General features: G+C 69.8%; 22 protein-coding genes. 11 read left to right on the top strand and 11 right to left on the bottom strand.

Features of this window, described 5'->3' with window-relative positions:
- The 4 genes from ACX938_RS17720 to ACX938_RS17705 form a co-directional block, all read left to right on the top strand.
- Positions 1–111, top strand: a 111-nt coding sequence (locus ACX938_RS17720; RefSeq protein WP_459430238.1) for an integrase core domain-containing protein, incomplete at its 5' end; no start/stop codon positions are given.
- 271 nt (positions 112–382) lie between these two features.
- Entirely contained in the window at positions 383–805 is a 423-nt protein-coding gene (locus ACX938_RS17715) for a hypothetical protein (protein WP_459432032.1), read from the top strand.
- A gap of 136 nt (positions 806–941) precedes the next feature.
- A complete protein-coding gene (locus ACX938_RS17710) occupies positions 942–2,102 on the top strand; it encodes an RsmB/NOP family class I SAM-dependent RNA methyltransferase (protein WP_459432031.1) in 1,161 nt (386 codons plus the stop codon).
- 74 nt (positions 2,103–2,176) lie between these two features.
- On the top strand, positions 2,177–4,588 hold the full coding sequence (locus tag ACX938_RS17705; RefSeq protein WP_459432030.1) for an ATP-binding response regulator: 2,412 nt from the start codon (positions 2,177–2,179) through the stop codon (positions 4,586–4,588).
- A 143-nt stretch (positions 4,589–4,731) separates the two neighbouring features.
- Here ACX938_RS17705 and ACX938_RS17700 read toward each other — a convergent pair whose 3' ends face one another.
- Genes ACX938_RS17700 through ACX938_RS17675 form a run of 6 tightly spaced genes read right to left on the bottom strand, consistent with a single transcriptional unit; the run spans position 4,732 to position 9,416 of the window.
- The gene (locus ACX938_RS17700) at positions 4,732–5,898 is read right to left on the bottom strand and encodes a molybdopterin molybdotransferase MoeA (RefSeq protein WP_459432029.1); all 1,167 of its coding nucleotides are present in this window, start codon (positions 5,896–5,898) and stop codon (positions 4,732–4,734) included.
- The gene (gene moaC, locus ACX938_RS17695; RefSeq protein WP_459432028.1) at positions 5,895–6,374 is read right to left on the bottom strand and encodes a cyclic pyranopterin monophosphate synthase MoaC; all 480 of its coding nucleotides are present in this window, start codon (positions 6,372–6,374) and stop codon (positions 5,895–5,897) included. Before moaC ends, ACX938_RS17700 begins: the two co-directional genes overlap by 4 nt.
- A gap of 4 nt (positions 6,375–6,378) precedes the next feature.
- Positions 6,379–7,179 (bottom strand): indole-3-glycerol phosphate synthase TrpC, encoded by an 801-nt coding sequence (gene trpC / locus ACX938_RS17690; protein ID WP_459432027.1) that lies wholly within the window; start codon positions 7,177–7,179, stop codon positions 6,379–6,381.
- A gap of 4 nt (positions 7,180–7,183) precedes the next feature.
- Positions 7,184–7,828 (bottom strand): uracil-DNA glycosylase, encoded by a 645-nt coding sequence (locus ACX938_RS17685; RefSeq protein WP_459432026.1) that lies wholly within the window; start codon positions 7,826–7,828, stop codon positions 7,184–7,186.
- Complete coding sequence (gene trpD / locus ACX938_RS17680; RefSeq protein ID WP_459432025.1) at positions 7,825–8,838, bottom strand: anthranilate phosphoribosyltransferase; 1,014 nt, start codon at positions 8,836–8,838, stop codon at positions 7,825–7,827. The genes ACX938_RS17685 and trpD overlap by 4 nt, the downstream gene beginning before the upstream one ends.
- Positions 8,835–9,416: an anthranilate synthase component II gene (locus tag ACX938_RS17675; RefSeq protein ID WP_459432024.1), complete on the bottom strand. Its 582-nt coding sequence runs from the start codon at positions 9,414–9,416 to the stop codon at positions 8,835–8,837. Before ACX938_RS17675 ends, trpD begins: the two co-directional genes overlap by 4 nt.
- 194 nt (positions 9,417–9,610) lie before the next feature.
- On the opposite strand from ACX938_RS17675, the gene ACX938_RS17670 reads away from it, so the two are divergent.
- The gene (locus ACX938_RS17670) at positions 9,611–11,638 is read left to right on the top strand and encodes a divergent polysaccharide deacteylase family protein (protein ID WP_459432023.1); all 2,028 of its coding nucleotides are present in this window, start codon (positions 9,611–9,613) and stop codon (positions 11,636–11,638) included.
- 149 nt (positions 11,639–11,787) lie between these two features.
- Here the strand turns inward: ACX938_RS17670 and ACX938_RS17665 are convergent, their stop codons facing one another.
- The 3 genes from ACX938_RS17665 to ACX938_RS17655 all read right to left on the bottom strand — a co-directional run bounded on the left by ACX938_RS17665 (position 11,788) and on the right by ACX938_RS17655 (position 13,414).
- The gene (locus tag ACX938_RS17665) at positions 11,788–12,447 is read right to left on the bottom strand and encodes a DUF1638 domain-containing protein (RefSeq protein WP_459432022.1); all 660 of its coding nucleotides are present in this window, start codon (positions 12,445–12,447) and stop codon (positions 11,788–11,790) included.
- Positions 12,428–12,601, bottom strand: coding sequence for a hypothetical protein (locus ACX938_RS17660; RefSeq protein ID WP_232755345.1), 174 nt, complete (start codon positions 12,599–12,601; stop codon positions 12,428–12,430). Before ACX938_RS17660 ends, ACX938_RS17665 begins: the two co-directional genes overlap by 20 nt.
- A 108-nt stretch (positions 12,602–12,709) precedes the next feature.
- Positions 12,710–13,414 (bottom strand): corrinoid protein, encoded by a 705-nt coding sequence (locus ACX938_RS17655; protein ID WP_232755344.1) that lies wholly within the window; start codon positions 13,412–13,414, stop codon positions 12,710–12,712.
- A gap of 185 nt (positions 13,415–13,599) precedes the next feature.
- Between ACX938_RS17655 and ACX938_RS17650 the strand changes: the two genes are divergently transcribed.
- Positions 13,600–14,685 (top strand): PA0069 family radical SAM protein, encoded by a 1,086-nt coding sequence (locus ACX938_RS17650; protein WP_459432021.1) that lies wholly within the window; start codon positions 13,600–13,602, stop codon positions 14,683–14,685.
- A gap of 5 nt (positions 14,686–14,690) precedes the next feature.
- Here ACX938_RS17650 and bmt read toward each other — a convergent pair whose 3' ends face one another.
- Together bmt and ACX938_RS17640 are read right to left on the bottom strand one after the other, a co-directional pair.
- Positions 14,691–15,710 (bottom strand): betaine--homocysteine S-methyltransferase, encoded by a 1,020-nt coding sequence (gene bmt / locus ACX938_RS17645; protein WP_459432020.1) that lies wholly within the window; start codon positions 15,708–15,710, stop codon positions 14,691–14,693.
- Between the two features lie 111 nt (positions 15,711–15,821).
- Positions 15,822–16,136, bottom strand: a complete 315-nt coding sequence (locus ACX938_RS17640; RefSeq protein ID WP_232755342.1) for a DUF1476 domain-containing protein — start codon at positions 16,134–16,136, stop codon at positions 15,822–15,824.
- A gap of 170 nt (positions 16,137–16,306) precedes the next feature.
- On the opposite strand from ACX938_RS17640, the gene purC reads away from it, so the two are divergent.
- From purC to ACX938_RS17615, 5 genes are read left to right on the top strand one after another with little or no spacing between them, the layout of a single operon-like run.
- The gene (gene purC, locus ACX938_RS17635) at positions 16,307–17,068 is read left to right on the top strand and encodes a phosphoribosylaminoimidazolesuccinocarboxamide synthase (protein WP_232755341.1); all 762 of its coding nucleotides are present in this window, start codon (positions 16,307–16,309) and stop codon (positions 17,066–17,068) included.
- A gap of 48 nt (positions 17,069–17,116) precedes the next feature.
- A complete protein-coding gene (purS, locus tag ACX938_RS17630) occupies positions 17,117–17,347 on the top strand; it encodes a phosphoribosylformylglycinamidine synthase subunit PurS (RefSeq protein ID WP_232755340.1) in 231 nt (76 codons plus the stop codon).
- Complete coding sequence (gene purQ, locus ACX938_RS17625) at positions 17,347–18,015, top strand: phosphoribosylformylglycinamidine synthase subunit PurQ (RefSeq protein WP_459432019.1); 669 nt, start codon at positions 17,347–17,349, stop codon at positions 18,013–18,015. The genes purS and purQ overlap by 1 nt, the downstream gene beginning before the upstream one ends.
- 36 nt (positions 18,016–18,051) lie before the next feature.
- Positions 18,052–19,815, top strand: a complete 1,764-nt coding sequence (locus tag ACX938_RS17620) for a sensor histidine kinase (RefSeq protein WP_232755338.1) — start codon at positions 18,052–18,054, stop codon at positions 19,813–19,815.
- A 7-nt stretch (positions 19,816–19,822) separates the two neighbouring features.
- Entirely contained in the window at positions 19,823–21,160 is a 1,338-nt protein-coding gene (locus ACX938_RS17615; RefSeq protein ID WP_232755337.1) for a sigma-54-dependent transcriptional regulator, read from the top strand.
- Positions 21,161–21,627 lie beyond the last annotated feature (467 nt).

Genomic DNA, 21,627 nt, shown 5'->3' with positions numbered 1-21,627 from the left:
TGGCGCACCGACTATAATCACCACCGCCCCCACACGAGCCTCGACGGGCTCACCCCGTGGGAATATCACCAACGGTCGAAAGGGGACCAAAACCTGAACAGAGCGAACTAAAGAACGCGGACTCTACGGGGAGCAGGTCAGTCAGCGCTGCGCGATCTGGTGATGGGCATGGAATCCGGCAAGATCAGGCCAACCCACAACAAGGCGAAGCTTAGAACGAAGACGGAAGGCGGCACTCCTCGGCTCCACCCGAACACGGTCGCCGACATCGTTGGAAGCGCGGCAGAGGTCTGCGCAACGGCAAAGTCGGACGGCGTGACGACACATATCCCACCTCGGATGCCGTACATCTCCGGCACCACCGCGCCCGATAACAGGCCCGATGCCGCGCATCCTGAACAGACTGATCGAGCAGCACGGCGACGGGTATCTCATCTGGGAGAAGGGCGGCCCGATTGCAGAGGGGGCCAGGAATTGGACGCAGATGATCCAGCGTCTTGTCGCGAGGGCTGGCATCGACGACCGTCTCAAGCCTGGTGAAGCCCGCGCGAACTGGTACAGCATCCGGCGGACATTTGCAGACTGGCTCGATGAGCGAGTAAGCGATGCTGCGATCTCATCGGTGATGGGGCACTTCGACATCTCATCGAAGACCCGGCGGCAGCTCTTCGACCAGGGTAGCCCTATGACCCTGGCATACAAGCGCCGCAAGCTCGGCCCAATACTCGAAGTCGCCACAGTTCTGGAAGAGGAGTGGTGGCCTTCCATCCAGCCTCATACGCAGGTAAAGGTGACGACAGGGTGAAATTCACTGATGTTCACTGATGCGGGAGATCGAAAATGACCATTAAAAACAATGCGCATCAGGTAATTGTGACGCACCTGCACGGCGTGGCAATCACGCGGGAGTCGCCGAACTACCGGATCGGCTGAGCCCGGATATGACGCCAGGCGCAAGGGTGCAGGCGGCGGCCGAGATCCTCGACCGCGTGGCCGGGGGCATGGCGGCGGAACAGGCGCTGACCCGCTGGGCGCGGGGCGCGCGCTTCGCCGGCTCGAAAGACCGCGCGGCGGTGCGCGATCACGTCTTCGACGCGCTGCGGATGTGGCGCTCCGCGGCGGCGGCGGGCGGTGGGACCACCGGCCGTGCCCGGATGATCGGGCTTCTGCGGCAACAGGGCCTCGCGCCCGAGGAGCTCTTCACCGGAGAAGGCCATGCGCCCGCGCCGCTGAGCGACGCGGAGGCGCTGGCGCCCGAGGTGCCCGAGGCCGAGGCGCGCGATCTGCCCGACTGGCTCTTCGAGGCGCTCAGCACCGATCACGGGGCTGATCAAGCCCGGGAGATCGCCCAGACCCTGCGTGCCCGCGCGCCGATCACCCTGCGGGTCAACCTTTTGAAAACAAACCGCGATGTCGCGGCGGAGGCGCTGGCGGAAGAGGGCATCGCCACCAGGCCCAACCCCCGCGCCGAGACCGCGCTGAGCGTCACCGAGAACCCCCGCCGCGTCGCCGGCTCCCGCGCCTTTCGCGCGGGCCTGGTCGAGCTGCAGGACGCCGCGAGCCAGGTCGCCGTCGCGGATTTGCCGCTCTCCCCGGGGGACCGCGTCCTCGACTACTGCGCAGGCGGCGGCGGCAAGAGCCTGGCGCTGGCCGCCCGGCTCGGCGGCGGCCCGGTCTGGGCCCATGACGCCGATCCCCGCCGGATGCGCGACCTGCCCGATCGGGCGGCCCGCGCCGGCGCCGATCTGCGGGTGACCGAGCGCCCTAAGGGGCCTTTCGACCTGGTGCTGACCGATGTGCCCTGTTCCGGCAGCGGCACCTGGCGGCGCGCGCCCGAGGCCAAGTGGCGCCTGACGCCCGAGGCGCTGGCTGACCTCTGCGCGACCCAGGCCGCGATCCTGCGCGAGGTGGCGCCCCTGGTGCGCCCGGGCGGGGTGCTGGCCTATGCGACCTGCTCGGTGCTCACGCGCGAAAACGTGGCCCAGGTCGCGGCCTTCCTGGCGGAGCACCCGGAGTTTTCCCTGTCGCGCGAGGCGCTTGCGCTGCCCGACGCCGAGGGCGACGGCTTCTACCACGCGGTCCTGCAGCGCGCCGGGGCCTGATCCCCGCCTTTCAGCCTTTGTTAAGGTCTTTGCCCTAGAGATTGACCGGAGCGAACGGTCCGGGAACTTGCGGCATGACGGGCGATACGGGGCAGGGCGCGCGGCGCGGGAGGGAGCTTTGGCTGCCGATCCTGGGCGTTCTTCTGATCCTGGCCGGGCTGGCGCTGGCCCGGCTGACGGCGCTCGATCCCGACCCGGGGCTGACGCTTGCGGCGCTTGGCGGCGCGCTGGCGCTGGGGCTCTTTTTGCGCTGGCTGCTCCTGCCCGGGGCGCGGCGCGGGCTCGTGGCGTTGATCCGCGACGACCCGGTCCCGGGCTGCGTGACCGATGGCACGGGGCGGCTGGTCTACGCCAATCCCGCCGCCTGCGCCGCGCTGGCGCTCGGGGCCGACACGCCGCTGCGGACCGGGCTGGCCGGGGCCGATCCGCCGGTCGATCCCGACATGCTCCTGGCCTGCGCCCGGGCCGAAGGCCACGCCACCCGCGAAACCCGGCTGGCCGGCGCGGCGCATCTCCTGTCGCTCAGGCCGCTCGGCAAATGGATGCTCTGGCGGATCGAACGGCTGGGGCCAGACGCGGAAACCGCGATCCCGCTGGTCACCCTGGGCCAGGACGGCAAGGTCCTGTCGATGAACGCCGCCGGGCGGCGGCTGATCGGCCAGCGCCCGTGTCGCGCCGATCAACTGGTGGCCGATGGTCCCATCGCCGAGGATCGGATCTACCGGCTGAAGACCGCCCAGGGCCCGCGCGAGGCGCATGTCGCCGCGCTCGAGGACCGGCCCGGCTGCCGCGAACTGGCGGTGATCCCCGCCGAACTGCCGAAGGTGGGCGCGGACCAGAGCCTCTCGGAACTGCCCGTGGCGGTCCTGAAGGTGGCGGGCGACGGCACGATCCTGTTTGCCACGGAAACCGCCCGCCAGCTCCTCGGCGCGGAAAAGCTCGAGGGCGCGCGCCTGCCGCGCTACATGGAAGGCTTGGGCCGTTCGATCGCCGACTGGCTCTCCGAGGCGGCCGAGGGCCGCGGCCTCAACCGCTCGGAATTCCTGCGCCTCGTCCGCGACGACCGCGAGGCATTCGTGCAGGTGACGCTGACCCCCACGACCGAAGCCGGGCGCCGCATCCTGATTGCTGTCCTGAACGACGCGACCGAGCTCAAGACGCTCGAGGCGCAATTCGTGCAAAGCCAGAAGATGCAGGCCATCGGCCAGCTCGCCGGCGGCGTTGCCCATGATTTCAACAACTTGCTGACCGCGATCACCGGCCATTGCGACCTCATGCTGCTGCGCCACGACGCCGCCGATCCGAACTACGCCGACCTGGTGCAGATCAGCCAGAACGCCAACCGCGCCGCCAGCCTGGTCGGCCAGCTCCTGGCCTTCTCACGCAAGCAGACCCTGCGCCCCAGCATCTTCGACATGCGCGAGACGCTCTCGGACCTGACCCATCTCTTGAACCGGCTGGTCGGCGAACGCACGCGGTTGATCCTGACCCATGACCCCCATCTGCCGCCGGTGCGCGGCGACCGCAGGCAGCTCGAACAGGTGGTGATGAACCTCGTGGTCAACGCCCGAGACGCCATGCCCGAGGGCGGCGAGATCCGCATCGAGACCGAACATGTCACCCTCGAGGAACCGCTGCGCCGCGACCGCGCGCGGCTGCCCGCGGGCTCCTACGTGCGCATCCGGGTGATCGACGGCGGGCAGGGTATCCCGCAGGACCAGCTCGGCAAGGTCTTCGAGCCTTTCTTCACCACCAAGCGCCAAGGCGAGGGCACGGGCCTCGGCCTCTCCACCGCCTATGGCATCGTGAAACAGACCGGCGGCTTCATCTTCGTCGAAAGCGCGCCGGGCGCAGGCACCACCTTCTCGATCTATGTGCCCGCCCACGACGGACCGCTGCCACAGCCCGACCCCGCCCCGCGCGAGGTCCCGCGCGGCCGGCTTCGCGGCCGCGCCCGGGGCAACATCTTGCTGGTCGAGGACGAGGCCCCGGTCCGCGCCTTTGCCAGCCGCGCGCTTACTTTGCGCGGCTACAAGGTCACGGAGGCCGCCAGCGCCGAGGCCGCGCTGGAGCTGCTCTCGGGCAGCGGCATGGCGGTGGATCTCTTCATCTCCGACGTGATCATGCCCGGCCGCGATGGCCCCAGCTGGATCACCGAGGCGCGCGCCCAACATTCCGGCACACCGGTGATTTTCATGTCGGGCTACGCCGAAGAGGCGCTCGACCGCTCCGGCCCCGAGCTGGCCGACGCGGCCTTCCTGCCGAAACCCTTTTCGCTCAACGAGTTGACCGACCTGGTCGACGAGACGCTGGGCATCGACATCGACACCTACCTGCCGCGCCGAAAGCCGAAGCCACCTGCGGACGGAGCGGCAGAAGGTGGGGCGGCTGCGGAGCCATCAAGCGAGTCTGGGACGAAGGGAAGCTCCGACGCGCCAGAGGGAGGCAGCGCCCAACCCAAAGCCCGGGAAGCCCCGGCCTCATGATTATTTCTAAGAAAATTGCAGGACCTTTGCTCGGAAAAATCGTAGCTGCGCTACGCCGCGCGTTTGGAAGGGCAAAACCGTTTCGCGGCATTCCAAACCGAGCTGCCCGCGCGTTTCTGCGCCGCCACACCCCGCCGCGTTTCTCAGATCGCGATATATTCCACCGTCTCGCCCGCGCGGCGCGCCGGGTCTTCCGGCGGGCGGACCACCAGCGCATCGGCCTCTCCCAGGACCGACAGGAGGCTCGAATCCTGGCGCTCGAAGACACGCAGCCCCTCAGCCCCCCGCGCCGCTCGCATGTAGTGCGCGCGCGGCCCGTTGGCGGGCAGGTCATGGGCCAGACGCCCCCGCTGCCGTGGCGCGGGCGCGGCGCCGAGCCCCTGCATGGCGCGCAACACGGGCGCCACGAAGACATGGCCGCAGACCATGGCAGAGACCGGGTTGCCCGGCAGGCCGATCATCATCGCCGCGCCCAATCGCCCGGCCATGAGCGGTTTGCCCGGCCGCATCGCGACCTTGTAGAAGGCGCGCTCGAGCCCATGGGTCTCGGTGACCTCGCCGACCAGGTCGTGATCGCCAACCGAAGCGCCGCCCACGGTGATCACCAGGTCCGCATCGGCCACCAGCCCCAGGACCGCGCCCAGGGCCGCGCGGCTGTCGCGCGCGATGGGCAGAAGCCGCACCTCGGCGCCCAGCCTCTCGAACAGCGCGGCCAGCCCATAGGTGTTGGACGCGACGATCTGGTCCGGGCCCGGCGTCTCTCCGGGGCTGACCAGCTCGTCGCCGGTGGCGATCAGCGCGATGCGCGGGCGGCGCGCGACGCTCAGCTCGGCCGCATTCATCGCCGCCAGAAGCGCGATGTCATTGGGCCCCAGCTGCCGCGGCGCCGCGACCCGGTCGCCCGCGCGGAAATCCACGCCGGCGGCGCGGATATGCGTCCCGGCATCGAGGTTGTCGCCCAGGGTGATCTGATCGCCCTCGCGGGTCACATCCTCCTGGATCACCACCCGCATCGCGCCTTCGGGCAGCGGCGCGCCGGTGAAGATCCGCACCGCTTCGCCCGGGCCCACGGGGCCTTCGAAGCGATGACCGGCAGCGCTTTCACCGAGGACCCGCAGCCGGGCGCCCGGCGCGGCCTCGGCGACCGCATAGCCATCCATGGCGGCGGCGGCAAAAGGCGGCTGGTCGCGGAGGGCGGTGACCGGCGCGCGCAGCACCCGCCCTGAGGCCTGCCGCAGCGGCACGCGCTCGGCCTCGAGCTCGGGCGTCAGGGCAAAGAGCGCCTCGAGCGCCGCCTCGACCGAGATCACGGCGCCTCGTAGCGGCCGGACTTGCCGCCGTCCTTGAGCGCCACCTCGATGCCGCCGATCTGCATACCCTTATCCACGGCCTTGAGCATGTCGTAGACGGTCAGCGCCGTGGTCGAGACGGCGGTCAGCGCCTCCATCTCGACGCCGGTTTGGCCCGTGGTCTTGACCGTGGCCTCGATCCGCAGCCCGGGCAGCTCGGCATCGGGGGTCACCTCGACCGCGACCTTGGTCACTGGCAGCGGATGGCAAAGCGGGATCAGCTCGGGTGTCTTCTTCGCGCCCATGATCCCCGCGAGCCGGGCCACGCCGATCACGTCGCCCTTCTTGGCGCGGCCCTCGCGGGTCATCTCCAGGGTCTCGGGCAACATGCGGACCCAGCCCCGCGCCACGGCGACGCGCGCGGTCACCGCCTTGTCGGAGACATCGACCATATGCGCGTCGCCCTTGGCGTCGAAATGGGTGAGCCCGCCCGCCATGCGCTCAGGCCACCGGATCGGCGAGGATCTTGGCCGTGGCGGCCTCGACGTTGTCCTCGCGCATCAGGCTCTCGCCGATGAGGAAGCTGCGCACCCCGGCCTCGGCGATCTCTGCCAGGTCGGAGGGCGCCGCGAGGCCCGATTCCGAGACGACCAGCGCATCGTCCGGCATCAGCGCCGCGAGCCGCTTGGTGGTCTCGAGCGAGGTCTCGAAGCTGTGCAGGTCGCGGTTGTTCACCCCGATCAGTCGCGACTTCAGCTTGAGCGCGCGCTCGAGCTCGGCCTCGTTGTGGACCTCGACCAGCACATCCATGCCCCAGTCATGGGCGACAGATTCCAGCTCGGCGGCCTGGTCGTCCTCGAGGGTCGCCATGATCAGCAGGATGCAATCGGCATGCAGCGACCGGGCCTCGATCACCTGGTAGGGATCGTAGATGAAATCCTTGCGGATCGCCGGCAGCCGCGTGGCGTTGCGCGCCTGGCTGAGGTAGGGCTTCGCGCCCTTGAAGCTGGGCATGTCGGTCAGGATCGACAGGCAGGTCGCGCCGCCGCGCTCATAGGCCTGGGCCAGACCAGCGGGGTCGAAATCCTCGCGGATGATGCCCTTGGAGGGAGACGCCTTCTTGACCTCGGCGATCAGCCCGTAGCCCGAGGATTGCGCGCGCTTCAGGCTGTCGGCGAAGGGGCGCAGGTCGGATGCGTTCTTCGCGGCCTCCTCGATCAGGTCGATCGGCATGGTGGCCTTGTCCGCGGCGATTTCCTGGAGCTTGTAGGCTTTGATCTTGTCAAGAATGGTCTCTGTCATGTCCTCACCAGTTGATGTCGCAATCAGCCTGTGACCTAAGCCAAGCGTTGATCCGCGAAAAGGGCCGGGAGCCGAAAAACCCCCGGCGCGCCGACAGGGGCGACGGATGCGGCGCGCTCAGGATAAGGTGCTCGGCGCCGCGAATGAAGGGGCGAAAGGCCTGCGCCTTGGCACCCCACAAAAGGAAAGCCCGCGGCCGGTCCGAGAGCGCGTCCAGCACCTCTTCGGTGAGCCGCTGCCAGCCGAGCCGGGCGTGGCCGCCAGCCTCGCCGGCCGGAACGGTCAGCGCGGTGTTCAGCAAAAGCACGCCCTGCGCGGCCCAGTCGGAGAGGTCGCCGTCGCTGCGCGTCACCTCAAGGTCGGCCTGCAACTCTTTGTATATGTTGGACAAGCTCCGGGGCAGGGGCCGCGTCTCCGGGGCGGTGGAGAAGGCGAAGCCATTGGCATGGCCGGGCGTTGGGTAAGGGTCCTGGCCCAGGATCACCACCCGCACATCCGCCGGGTCGGCCGCTTCGAGCGCGGCGAAGACCTGCGGCGCGGGCGGCAGGATCAAGCGCTGTTCGGCGGCCAGCCGCGCGGCGATGCGCGGCCAATGGGTCGCGAAAAAGGGCAGATGCGCCCAGGCGGCGGGCGGGCTGGGCGGCGTCACGCCTGGGACAGCCGCGCCAGCGCCTCGATCCGGGCCATGGCCGCGCCGCTGTCGAGGCTCTCGGCCCCGAGCGCCGCGCCCTCCTTCAGATCACCCGCACGGCCCGCGACCACCAGCGCTGCGGCGGCGTTCAGCAACACCGCGTCGCGGTAGGCGCCGGGCGCGCCACCCAGGACCGCGCGGAAGGCGCGGCCGTTCTCCTCGGGCGTGCCGCCGAGGATCGCCTCGAAGGGATGCTCGGGCAGGCCCGCGTCCTCGGGGTGCACCTCGAACTCGCGGATCGCGCCGTCTTCCAGCGCCGCGACATGGCTCACACCCGCGATCGACAGCTCGTCGGTGCCGTCGCCGCCATGCACCAGCCAGGCCCGCTCGGAGCCCAGGGCCTGCAGCGTCTCGGCCATGGGCCGGATCATCGCGCGCGAGAAGGCGCCGGTGAGCTGCCGCGTCACCGAGGCCGGATTCGTCAGCGGCCCCAATATGTTGAAGATCGTTCTTGTGCCAAGCTCCTGGCGCGTCGGGCCGACATGGGCCATGGCCGGATGGTGCATCGGCGCCATCATGAAGCAGATGCCCGCCTCGCGCAGGATCGCCTCGACCCGGCCCGCCTCGATCATCACCTTGACGCCCATCTGCGTCAGCGCATCGGCCGAGCCGGACTTCGACGACAGGTTGCGGTTGCCGTGTTTCGCCACCGTCACCCCGGCGCCCGCCACCACGAAGGCCGTCGCGGTCGAGATGTTCAGCGTGCCTTTGCCGTCGCCGCCGGTGCCGACGATGTCCATGGCGCCCGCGGGCGCGGCGACCTTGTGGCACTTGGCGCGCATGACCGAGGCTGCGGCGGCATATTCCGCGACGCTTTCGCCGCGGGTGCGCAGTGCCATGAGGAAGCCGCCGATCTGGCTCGGCGTGGCTTCGCCCTCGAAGAGCAACGTGAAGGCGCGGGTGGCCTCCTCGGGCGTCAGCGGGCGTTCGGCAGCGGCCGAGATCAGCGGTTTCAGGCTCTCGCTCATGCCGGTACCGGAAGCAGGTTGGTGAAGTTTTTCAAAAGCTTGTGCCCGTGTTCCGAGGCGATGCTTTCAGGGTGGAACTGCACCCCGTGGATCGGCAGGCTTTTGTGCGAGAGCCCCATGATCGTCCCGTCCTCGAGCGCGGCGGTCACCTCGAGGCAGTCGGGCAGGCCCTCGCGGGCAACGACCAGGCTGTGGTAGCGCGTCGCGGCGAAGGGCGAGGGCAGCCCGGCGAAGACGCCGCCGCCCTCGTGGCGGATCTGGCCCATCTTGCCGTGCACGATGTCGCTGTGGCGTTGGACTCTGCCGCCGAAAGCCTGGCCGATGGTCTGATGGCCGAGGCAGACGCCCAGGAGCGGCGTTCCGGTCTCGGCGGCGGCCTCGGTCAGCGCGAGACAGATGCCCGCCTGGTCCGGGTCGCAGGGTCCGGGCGAGAGCAGGATGCCCGCGGGCTTCATCGCCATGGCCTCCTGCACGTCGAGCGCGTCGTTGCGGCGCACGGTCACCTCGGTGCCGAGCTCGCCCAGGTAGTGCACGAGGTTATAGGTGAAGCTGTCGTAATTATCGATGAGCAGCAGCATGTTCTGGCCTGTTTCCGACGGTTTGTGGGGCCGCGGGGGCTGGTCCGGGCGGGGCGAATTCCGGTATAGATGGTCCGAGCGGCCCGAGGAGGTCAAGGGCGCAGGGCGGCGCCGCGGCCCGCGCGCTTCGCCGGGAGAAGGCCGCGAGACTTCAGGCAGGCCCCGGGACCGGGGCGCAAGGGTAAGGACGGGCCATGGCGCGCGGATTTCTGGCAGGCACGATGACGGGCGTTGTGATCGCGGCGGGGGGCGCGGCGGTTCTGTCGCTGACCCAGGGCTATCCCGAGCCGCCGGCGGGGCTGATGCCCGAGCCGCAGGTCGCGGGCGAGGATCGCGAGGCCGGGGCCGCGCCCGAGCCGGGACAGGCCGGGACGGATGCGCCCGGGGCCGATGCGGCGCCCGCGCCGGGCCGTTCGTCCGGCGGGCTGGTCGCGCCCGCGCCGGATGCTCCGCTGGCCGACGGCGCGGACAGGCGCTCCGCCGCGGCCCCCGAGGTGACGGCGCCTGCGGAGGGCCTTTCGGAGGCGCCGGAGCCGGGTGCGGCGGGTCTGGTCGCGCCGGGCGCGGATGCGCCGGTCAGCGCCGCTCCGGGTGGCGCGGGTCTTGAGGCACCCGCGAGCGAGCGCGCGCCAGAGGCGGCCGAGGCCCCGGCGGAGCCGCCTCGGCCCGAGGTCTCGGACGGCGAGGCCGGTTTTGCCGCGGCGCCCTCGGAGGGCGCGGCCCCGGACCAGCCCGTCACGGGCGACGCCCCTCGCGCAGCGCCGGGGCCCGAGAGCCTGACCACGCAAAGCCCCGACAGCGGCCCGGCCCCCGAGACGCAGAGCGCCGAGGCACCCGCCCGTGGCGCGGCGCCCGAGGCGGGCTCTGCGCCGGACATGGAGGTCGCGCTGGCCGATCCAGCCCGAGCCGATGAGGCCGCGCCCGAGGGCGATGGCATGGCGCTGGCCGCGCCGGAGGGGGCGGATGTCGCGCCGGAAGCGCCGGAAGGGGCGGCTGCGATGGCTGAGACAGGCGAGGGATCAGAGGCTGCTTCGGATGATGCCGAGGGGAGCTCTCCGGGTCCGAAGGATGAAGGGGCCGAGGGTGGTGACGCTGGCGAGGCCGTGGCCCCTGAGAGTGTCGCTGAAGATAGTGCCGCAGAAGACAGCGCCGCCGACAGTGGCCAGCCCGCCGACCCGGCGGCCAACGCAGACGCATCCGAAGCGGGCGAGAGCACCACCCAAGAGAGCACCGCCCAGACCACCCCGACCCCCGACGCCATGGCAGCGGCCCCGGAGGACGCCCCCGAGGCCCCGAACGCAGAGACCACCCCGCCTGAAAACCCCGCGCCGCAGGCGCAGGACGAGGTGGCGGTGCTCAGTCCGCCCGACAGCGAGGCCGGCCGCCCGCAGGTGGGCCGGCCCGCGACATCTCCGACCGAGCGCGCGGATGCCGCGCGCAGCACCCGTCTGCCGCGCATCGGCGAGACGCCCGAGGACGTCACGCCCGCGCCGGAGGATACCCCGGCCAGCGTGGCGGAGGGCACCAAGGGCCTCGACCCCGACGCGCCGCCTTATCAGCGCTACGCCGTCCCGCATGAGGCCGAGGCGGGCCAGCCGCGCCTCGCGGTGATCCTGATGGACCCGGGCACCGGGCCGCTCGGGCCCGCGGCGCTCGAGGCCTTTCCCTTCCCGCTCTCCTTCGCCGTCGACCCGACCGCGCCGGACGCGGCGGCGCGCATGCGGGGCTACCGCGAACGCGGCTTCGAGGTGCTGGCGCTGACCGCGCTGCCCGAAGGCGCCGCGGCCCGCGACGTCGAGGTCACGCTCGAGGCCGCGCTTGGCGCGCTTCCCGAGGTGGTGGGCGTGCTCGAGGCCCCCGAGGGCGGGCTTCAGGGTTCGCGCGATGTCTCCGAACAGGTGGCCGATTACCTCGCCGCCTCGGGCCATGCGCTGGTGATGCAGGGGCAGGGGCTGAACACCGCGACCGACCTCGCGCGGCGCGGCGGCGTGCCCGCGGGCGCGGTCTTCCGCGACTTCGACGGCGACGGGCAGGACCCGACGATGCAGCGCCGGATGCTCGACCGCGTGGCGCTGCGCGCCCGGCAGGACGGCGCGGTCATCGCGCTTGGCCGGCTGACGGCGGACACCGTTTCGGCGCTGCTGCTTTGGGGGCTGCAGGACCGCACCAACGACCTCGCGCTGGTGCCGGTCTCGGCGGTGCTGGCGGCGCAGGGGGAGTAGCGGGTTAGGCGGATGAGCGGGGCAGGGCGCGTGGGCGTCGAAGGCCTGGGCCCACAGGGACGTGCCAGCTTTCCAAGCATTAAAGACCCGGGGCCGACCGCCTCCCAGCACCGCTCACCCGCCGCCTCCCGGCACAGCAAGTGCCACCGTCACCCCCGCGCCGTGCCGCTTTCCGCCCAATGCGCCAGCGTCGCGCCGAGGTCGCCGTAGCCCGTCATCCGCCGCTCGAAGGCGAGCCCAAGGCGCGCGGCGCAGTCGCGGGCGCGCTCGGTCAGCGCCGGGTCGTCGGTCTGGGCCTGGTAGACGAGCGTCTCGTAATTGCCGAAATACATCTCGCGCAGCTCGGGGTGGCGGTCGAGGCCGAGCGGGCGCCAGACGAAAGCCTCGAACTGGCGCACGAGGAAATCGGTGAGGTAGAAGGCGGTGCATTCCTCGCGGGCGGCGAACCCCGCGTTGCCCTCGAAGAAGCTGTAGCAATGGGGGCCGGGCACCATCTCCACGCCCATCTCCTCGCAGGCCGCCGCCAGCCCGCCGCCGGTGCCGCAGTCGCCGTAGACCACGTAAATGCGTGCGTAGTCCCCGCGGGCCTTCTCAACGGCCTGGCGCACGGCGGGCGTGATCTTCTCGGGCGTGTTGTGCAGGATCGCGGGCAGGCAGGTGAGATCGAGGTGATCCCAGCCATTGGCGGCGCGCAGGTCGAGGATCTCCCGCGCGAGCGCCCCGCAGGCGATCAGCAGGATGCGTCCGGAGCCGCCCTCGGCGTAGCCCTTGTCGCGAAGTGTGGCGTCGTCAGGTGTGGCTGTCGTCATAGGGGACATGTCCAAGCCCCCAGCGCGCGATGAGCGCGACCACCAGCAGGACGGGCATCACCGCCAGGACGCCGAACGCGCTCATGGCCCAGACGGTCAGCGCCGCTGCGGCCACGACCAGAAGGATTGTGAGTGCGAAGGATGTCACGGGCATGATTTCTCCTTTCCCTGCCAATAATATGGGGCACAGTCGTGGAAAGAAAAAGCCCCCTCGGCGCGAGAGGGGGCCCGATGTGACGGAAGGTCACCCGCCTTTGGCGGATTACTGCGCGGCCGCCTGGTTGTGCCGACGCGCCACCAGTTCCTTGGCGGTGTCGACCGCGACCGCGGCGTCGCGGCAGTAGGCATCGGCGCCGATCGCCCGGCCGAAGTCCTCGTTCAGGGGGGCGCCGCCCACCAGCACGATGAAATCGTCGCGGATGCCCTGTTCCTTCAGCGTGTCGATCACGACCTTCATGTAGGGCATGGTGGTGGTCAGCAGCGCCGACATGCCGAGGATGTCGGGCTTCTCGCGCTCGATCGCCTCGAGATAGGCCTCCACGGCGTTGTTGATGCCGAGGTCCACCACCTCGAAGCCCGCGCCCTCCATCATCATCGAGACGAGGTTCTTGCCGATGTCGTGGATGTCGCCCTTGACCGTGCCGATCACCATCTTGCCCATCGGCGGCGCGCCGGTCTCGGCCAGGAGCGGCTTCAGGATCGCCATGCCGGCCTTCATCGCGTTGGCCGCCAAGAGCACCTCGGGCACGAAGAGGATCCCGTCGCGGAAGTCGCGGCCGACGATGGTCATGCCGGCGACCAGCGCCTCGGTCAAGATCTCGTAGGGCTGCCATCCGCGCTCGAGCAGGATGTTCACGCCTTCCTCGATCTCTTCCTTGAGCCCGTCGTAGAGGTCGTCGTGCATCTGCGGCACGAGCTCCTCGTCGGGCAGTTCGGACAGGATCAGATCGTCTTCTTCGTCAGACATTAGGCACGTCCTCTGGTTCGGGCGCCGTCACGGGCGCCGCCTTGATCGGCAGCTATGTGGCTTTTCACCGCACAGCAATCGCCGGATTGCGACATGCGCCGTCCCGCGACCGACGCGCGATGCGCGCGGCCCGGGCCCCTGCGGGGGCGCTTGTGAATGTTCTTCTTCCGTTCTAGTCTGACGGCATGCGCCGTCATCAGACCGATATCGCCCCCGAGGCCCGCCGCGGGCGCGGCGCCGCCAGCCGCGACGCGGGGCGGTTCGAACGGTTCTCCCGCGCCGACGACCACGACGGCTGGGAGATCCCCGAGGAGATGCGCCTCCTGCGCACCGAGGTCTCGGTCGAGACGCCGCGCAGCGTGATCAACTACACCCGCTCGCCCGATCTGCCCTTCGACCGCACGATCAACCCCTACCGGGGCTGCGAGCACGGCTGCATCTACTGTTTCGCGCGGCCGAGCCACGCCTATCTCGGGCTCTCGCCCGGGCTCGATTTCGAGACCCGGCTGGTGGCCCGGCCCGAGGCGCCCGAGGTCCTGGCCCGCGAGCTGCGCGCGCGGCGCTACAGCGTGGCGCCCATCGCCATCGGCACCAACACCGACCCCTACCAGCCGATCGAGCGCGACCAGGGCGTCATGCGCGGCCTGCTCGAGGTGCTGCGCGACTTCCGGCACCCGGTGGGCATCGTGACCAAGGGCACGCTGATCGAGCGCGACATCGACATCCTTTCGGACCTGGCCGCAGAGGGGCTGACCCGCGTCGGCATCTCGGTGACCACGCTCGATGCGCAGCTCTCGCGCCGGATGGAGCCGCGGGTGCCCGCGCCCGCGCGACGGCTGGCGACGGTCCGGCGCCTCAGCGAGGCGGGCATCCCGGTGCGGCTCATGGTCTCTCCGGTTGTGCCGGCGCTGACCGATCCCGAGCTCGAGGCGATCCTCGAGGCCGGCGCCGAGGCGGGCGCGGATGCGGCGAGCTGGATCATGCTGCGGCTCCCGCGCGAGGTCTCGCCGCTCTGGCAGGACTGGCTCGAGACCCATTACCCCGACCGCGCGGCCCGCGTCATGGCGCGGCTGCGCGAGATGCACGGCGGCAAGGAGTATTCCGCCCAGTGGCACCACCGGATGCGCGGCGAAGGCCATTACGCCGAGATCATCGCCAGCCGCTTCAAGCTGGCGGCGCGGCGCCTCGGCCTCGACCGGAGCGTGCCGCCGCTGCGCTGCGACCTCTTCCGCCCGCCGCCGCGGAGGGGCGATCAGCTGACGCTTCTCTAGGGTCATCAGCCCCGGCGGCGGCGGCGTCCGCCGGCGCGGCGCTGGCCGCCTTCGTTCTCGCCGGTGCCGTCGCTCTCGGAGGAGAAGCCGCCGATCTTCTCGGCGATGGTCTCGAGCGAGGGACGCTCGCCCCGGGGGCGGGTCTCCAGCGCGGCGCGCATCTTCTCGAGGTGCTCGGGCATGGTGCCGCAGCAGCCGCCGATGATCGTGGCGCCGGAATCGCGGGCCAGCACGGCGTATTCGGCCATGAGGTCCGGCGTGCCGTCGTAGTGGATATGGCCATCCTCGAAGCGCGGGATACCTGCGTTGCCCTTGGCCACGACGGGCCGGGTGGGGCCCGCGGCGGTGAAGCCCAGGACGGTGCGCAACAGGTCCGAGGCGCCGACGCCGCAGTTCGCCCCGAAGGCCAGCGGCGGGTTCGACAGCCCCTCGACGAGCTTGACCATATCCTCGGAGGTGACGCCCATCATGGTGCGCCCGGCGGTGTCGAAGCTCATGGTGCCGCACCAGGGCATGTCCGCCAGCGCGAAGGCCTCGGCGGCGGCGCGGAACTCCTCGGGCGCACTGATCGTCTCGACCCAGAGCACGTCTGCGCCGCCTTCCTTCAGGCCCTCGGCCTGTTCGTGGAACATCTCCACGGCAGCCTCATGTGTCAGTTCGCCCACGGGCTGCATGATCTCGCCGGTGGGGCCGACCGAGCCCGCGACCACGACCTTGCGGCCCGAGGCATCGGCCACCTCGCGGCCGAGCTCGGCCGAGACCCGCGACAGCTCGCGGGCGCGATGGGCGGCGTCGTGCAGCTTCAGCCGCGAGGCGTTGGCGCCGAAGGAATTGGTGAGAAACAGGTCCGATCCCGCATCGACCGAGCCCCGGTAGAGCGCGCGGATCTTCTCGGGCTCGTCGATGTTCCAGAACTCCGGCGCATCGCCCGAGGAGAGCCCCATGTTGAACAGATTGGTCCCGGTGGCCCCGTCGGCGAGCAGCCAGTCGCGGCTTTGCAGCAGGTCGGTCAGGGCATTGGACATGTCGGGCGGTCTCCGTGCGAGTCGCGGGAAAGGTGTCCCCGCGCAATGCCCGAAGGCGCGCCATGACGCAAATTCATAATGTTCAAGAAGATGATGAGCCGGAGCGCCGGTTCAATGCTCGTCGATCAGCTGCGCCTTGGCCAGCGCCAGGAGCTCATGCATCTTCACGCGGATCTCGTCGTCGCTGGAGCCGGTGCCGAGATCATCGGCCACCTTGCGCAGCACGTCCTCGTGGCCGGCATGGGCGAAATCGGCCTTGATGACATCGCGCGCATAGGCTTCCGCCTCGGGCCCCGAGAGGCCCAGGCGCTCCGCCGCCCAGAGCCCCAGAAGCTTGTTGCGCCTGGCCTCTGCACGAAACAGCATTTCCTGATCGTGGGCGAACTTGTTCTCGAACGCGGCTTCGCGGTCGTCGAAGGTGGTCATTCCGGGCCTCCCGACAAATGCGTCTGTTCGGTTATGATACGGTCAATCAGGGGCTTCGGGCAAGCGTGCGCCTGCGCAGCTTGCGGGTTTTCGGGGCTTCGACTAAAGGTCGCGCAACGGGCGCGGGGGCTTCCCCCGTGCCGATTCCTGTATCTTGGGAAAGGGGCCGCATGGCACGCCGCAAGAAGATCTACGAAGGCAAGGCGAAGGTTCTCTACGAAGGCCCGCGTCCGGGCACGATCGTCCAGTATTTCAAGGACGACGCCACCGCCTACAACGCCGAGAAGAAGGATGTGATCGACGGCAAGGGCGTGTTGAACAACCGCCTGTCGGAGTTCTTCATGTCCGGGCTGAACCAGATCGGCGTGCCGACCCATTTCATCGAGCGGCTGAACATGCGCGAGCAGCTCGTGCGCTCCTGCGAGATCATCCCCCTCGAGGTGGTGGTGCGCAACGTGGTGGCGGGTTCCATGGCCAAGCGCCTAGGCATGGAGGAGGGCACGCCGCTCACCCGGCCGGTGGTGGAATACTACTACAAGGACGACGCGCTCGGCGATCCGCTGGTCACCGAGGAACATATCGCCGCCTTTGGCTGGGCCAGCCAGCAGGACATGGACGACATCCTGAGCCTCGCGCTCAGGGTCAACGACTTCCTCTCGGGCGTGATGATGGCGGTCGGCATCCGGCTCGTCGATTTCAAGATCGAGATCGGCCGCGTCTTCGAGGGCGACTTCCAGCGGCTCATCGTGGCCGACGAGATCTCGCCCGACAGCTGCCGGCTCTGGGACATCGAGACCGGGCAGAAGCTCGACAAGGACGTGTTCCGCCGCGATCTCGGCAACCTGGCCGATGCCTACACCGAGGTGGCGCGGCGCCTGGGCGTGATGCCCAAGAACAACCAGCCGGTCACCAAGCCGACGCTGATCAACTGAAAGAAGCCCGGGCCCGGGGCGGCGCGGTAACGACAAGGGGCAGATGCGATGAAGGCACGGGTTCATGTGATGCTGAAGGACGGCGTTCTCGACCCGCAGGGCGAGGCGGTCCGCCACGCGCTCGGCGCGCTGGGGTTCGAGGGCGTCGAGGGCGTCCGCCAGGGCAAGGTGATCGAGCTCGACCTGGCCCCGGGCACCACCGAGGCGCAGGTCGGCGAGATGTGCGAGAAGCTGCTCGCCAACACGGTGATCGAAAGCTACCGGGTCGAGGTGCTGTGATGCGCGCCGCCGTCCTGGTCTTCCCCGGCTCCAACTGCGACCGCGACCTAGCGCAGGCCTTCCGCGCCGCGGGCTTCGAGACCCAGATGGTCTGGCACAAGGAGACAGCGCTGCCCGAGGGCACCGACATCGTCGGCGTGCCGGGCGGCTTCTCCTACGGCGACTACCTGCGCTGCGGCGCCATCGCCGCCAATTCGCCGATCTGCCGGGCGCTGGTCGATCACGCGGGCCGGGGCGGCTATGTCTTCGGTCCCTGCAACGGCTTCCAGATCCTGACCGAGACCGGCCTTCTGCCCGGGGCGCTCCTGCGCAACGCCGGGCTGAAATACATCTGCCGCACCGAGCCGCTCCTGGTGGGCGAGACCGACAGCGTCTTCACCCAGGGCTACAGCGCGGGCGAGGAGATCATGATCCCCATCGCCCATCACGACGGCAATTATTACGCCGATGCCGAGACGCTGGACCGGCTCGAGGGCGAGGGCCGCGTGGCCTTCCGCTACGGCCGCAATCCCAACGGCTCGCAGCGCGACATCGCGGGCATTCTCTCGGCCAACCGCCGGGTGCTCGGCATGATGCCGCATCCCGAGCGCGCCGCCGATCCGGGCCATGGCGGCACCGACGGTCAGCGTCTTTTCGCCCATCTGAGCGGGGCCCTGGCGGCCGCCTGACTTGTGGCGGGGCCTCTCGGGGCCTATGACATATCCATGTCGGAGACGCCGTCCGAAGACACATCCCGCCCCGGGCCCGGGCCATTGTCGTGGCGCGTGCGCGCCGCGCTGGTCGCCCTGTTCGCCGCCGCGGTGGCGACGGTCTGGGTGACGAACGCGCTTCTGACCGACCGGTTCACCGAGACCACGCGCAATCGCGCCGAGCTGCGGCTGGCGCTCTACAGCGGCAACCTGTTGTCCGAGCTGCGCCGCAACGCCATCGTGCCGCAGCTCCTGGCGCGCGACCCCGCACTGATCAACGCGCTCAACACCGACGATTACAGCCAATCGACCCAGCGGCTGATCTCCTTCGTCGAGGAGATCGGCGCGGCCTCGCTCATGCTGCTCGACGAGGAAGGCCGGACCGTGGCCGCGACCGATCGCGCCCGGCTCGGCGCGGCGCATCGCAACGCGCCCTATTTCGTGGAGGCCATGCGCTCGTCCTCGACGGTCTTCACCTCGATCCCCAACGAGGTCGGCAATTACACCTTCACCTATTCCCGCCGGGTCGAGAGCCAGGGCAACGCGCTTGGCGTCATCGTCGTCGAGGCGGATCTGGCGAAATTCGAACGCGCCTGGGCGGGCATCTCGGACGCGGTGCTGGTTACCGACAGCGAAGGCCGGATCATCCTGGCGACCGAGCCGCGCTGGCGCGGGCTGACGGTCGAGGCGGCGCTGGCGCGCCAGCCTCCCGACAGCGCCATCGAGCGCGCGATCCAGGCCACCACCGACTGGACCGCGCTGCCCGCCGACGCCTATGTCGGCGGCCAGGCGGTGATGCGGATCGACGGGCGCATCCCCTTCCGGGGCTGGTCGATCACCTCCTTCACCACCTACCAAAGCGTGCGCGAACGGGTGAACGCGGTGCTCGCGCTCGAGATCATGGGCTTCGCGCTCCTGGCGGCGCTGGCCTTCTACGCGCTCAGCCGCAAGACCGCGCTGCGCATGGCGCTCTTCCAGCGCGAAAGCCGCGAGCTGCGCCAGCTCAACCTGCGCCTCCAGCGCGAGATCGCCGAGCGCGAGCGCGTGCAGGAAAACCTCGCGGTCGCGGAACAGACCCTGGCGCAAAGCTCCAAGCTCGCCGCCCTGGGCGAGATGTCGGCGGCGGTCAGCCACGAGCTGAACCAGCCGCTTGCCGCGATGAAGACCTATCTCGCCGGCGCCCGGCTTCTGCTGCGCCGCAACCGCCCCGACGAGGCGCTGAGCGCCTTCCACCGCATCGACGACCTGATCGAACGCATGGGCGCCATCACCCGGCAGCTCAAATCCTATGCCCGCAAGGGCCAGGAGGAGTTCTCGCCGGTGGAGATGGGCGAGGCGGTGACCTCGGCGCTGGCGATGATGGAGCCGCAGCTCCGCGCCCGCCAGGTGCGCATCAGCCGGGTGCTGCCCGACGAGAAGGTGCATGTCATGGGCGACCGGATGCGCATCGAACAGGTGCTGATCAACCTCTTGCGCAACGCGCTCGACGCGACCAAATCGGTGCGCAACCCCGAGATCGAGATCCTGCTCGCCCATGGCGAGACGGCAACCCTGAGCGTGCGCGACAACGGCCATGGCATCGAGGATCTCGATGCGCTGTTCGAGCCATTCTACACCACCAAGCAGCCCGGAGACGGCACCGGACTGGGGCTGGCGATTTCCTCGGGAATCGTCAGCGACCTCGGCGGACGGCTCACCGCGCGGAACGCCGAGGGCGGTGGGGCCGTTTTCGAGATGCAACTGCCGATCATGACCGAAGACACTCAAGCCGCGGAATAAGAGAACAATGGCAAAGGCTATGAAAATCGCGATCGTCGACGACGAGAAGGATATGCGCCAATCGATCAGTCAGTGGCTGGCGCTCTCGGGCTATGACACCGAAAGCTTCGGCAGCGCCGAGGAGGCGCTGAAGACCGTCGGAGCGGATTATCCGGGCATCGTCATCACCGACATCAAGATGCCGGGCATGGACGGCATTCAGCTTCTGAAGAAGCTCATGGGGCTCGACAGCTCGCTGCCGGTGATCATGATCACCGGCCATGGGGATGTGCCCATGGCGGTGGAAGCCATGCGCATTGGCGCTTTCGACTTCCTGGAGAAGCCCTTCAACCCCGAACGCATGTCGGACCTGGCCAAGAAGGCCACCAACGCCCGGCGACTGACGCTGGATAACCGGCAGCTCCGCCGCGAGCTCTCGGACGGCGGGCAGATCATGCAGAAGCTCATCGGCCAGGCCCCGGCCATGGAGCGGCTGCGCGAGGACATCCTCGATCTCGGCCAGGCCGACGGCCATGTGCTGATCGAGGGCGAGACCGGCACCGGCAAGACGCTGGTCGCCCACGCCCTGCACGCGGTCGGCAGCCGGGCGGGCAAGCGCTTCGTGCTCCTGCCCTGCGCGGCCATGGACGAGGCGGCGCTGACCAAGCGGCTCTTCGGGCCGATGGACCCCGACGACAGCCGCCTGCCGGCCATCGAGGAGGCCCGCGGCGGCACGCTGGTCCTCGAGGACATCGAGAGCCTCTCGGACGGCGCCCAGGCGCGGCTCCTGTCGGTGATCAACGACCAGGGCAATCCGCCGGAGACCCGGATCGTGGCGATCTGCAACCTGCAGGACGAGGGCAAGACCTGCGAGACGGCGCTGCGCTCGGACCTCTTCTACCGGCTCGCGGCGCTGCGGATCACCGTGCCGCCCCTGCGCCAGCGCGGCGAGGACATCCTGACGCTCTTCACCCGGCTGTCTGAAAGCTATGCCGAGGAATACGGCTGCGAGGCGCCCCAGGTCTCGGCCCAGGAGGCCGCGCAGCTCCTGCAGGCGCCCTGGCCGGGCAACGTGCGCCAGCTCATCAACCTCGCCGAACGCGCGGTGCTGCAGTCGCGCCGCGGGACAGGCACGATCTCCTCGCTCCTGATGAACGACCACGAGGACATGCAGCCGGTGATGACCACCGAGGGCAAGCCGCTGAAGGAATACGTGGAAGCCTTCGAACGCATGCTGATCGACAACACCATGCGCCGCCACAAGGGCTCGATCTCGAGCGTGATGGACGAGCTCTGCCTGCCGCGCCGGACGCTGAACGAGAAGATGGCGAAATACGGGCTGCAGCGGTCGGATTACCTCGACTGACAGTGCCTGATTGAGAGGCCGGGGGGCTGTCTGCCCCCCGGACCCCCCGAGAGTATTTTGGGCCCGGTCATGCCTGCGCGTTGGCGCGTTGGGGGTGGCCGGGTTTTTTGTTGTGAGGGGGGCGGGCGCGTCGCTTTGAGCGCGCGCGGGGCGGCGAGGCCGGGGGCTGTCTGCCCCCGGACCCCCGAGAGGTATTTGAGGCCCGGTCATGCCTGCGTGGTGGCGCGTCGGGGGTGGCCGGGGTCATTGTTGTGAGGGGGGGTGGGCGCGTCGCTTTGAGCGCGCGCGGGGCGGAGAGGCCGGGGGGCTGTCTGCCCCCCGGACCCCCGAGAGGTATTTGAGGCCCGGTCAGGCCTGTGTGCTGGCGTGTCGGGGGTGGCCGGGGTCTTTTTTGTGGGGGGGGCGCGCGCGTCGCTTTGAGCGCGCGCGGGGAGGCGAGGCCGGGGGCTGTCTGCCCCCGGACCCCC

It is taken from the genome of Roseivivax sp. (assembly GCF_054552075.1).
The sequence above is the reverse complement of the archived record's forward strand: the minus strand, read 5'-3'. Positions and strand labels throughout refer to the sequence as shown.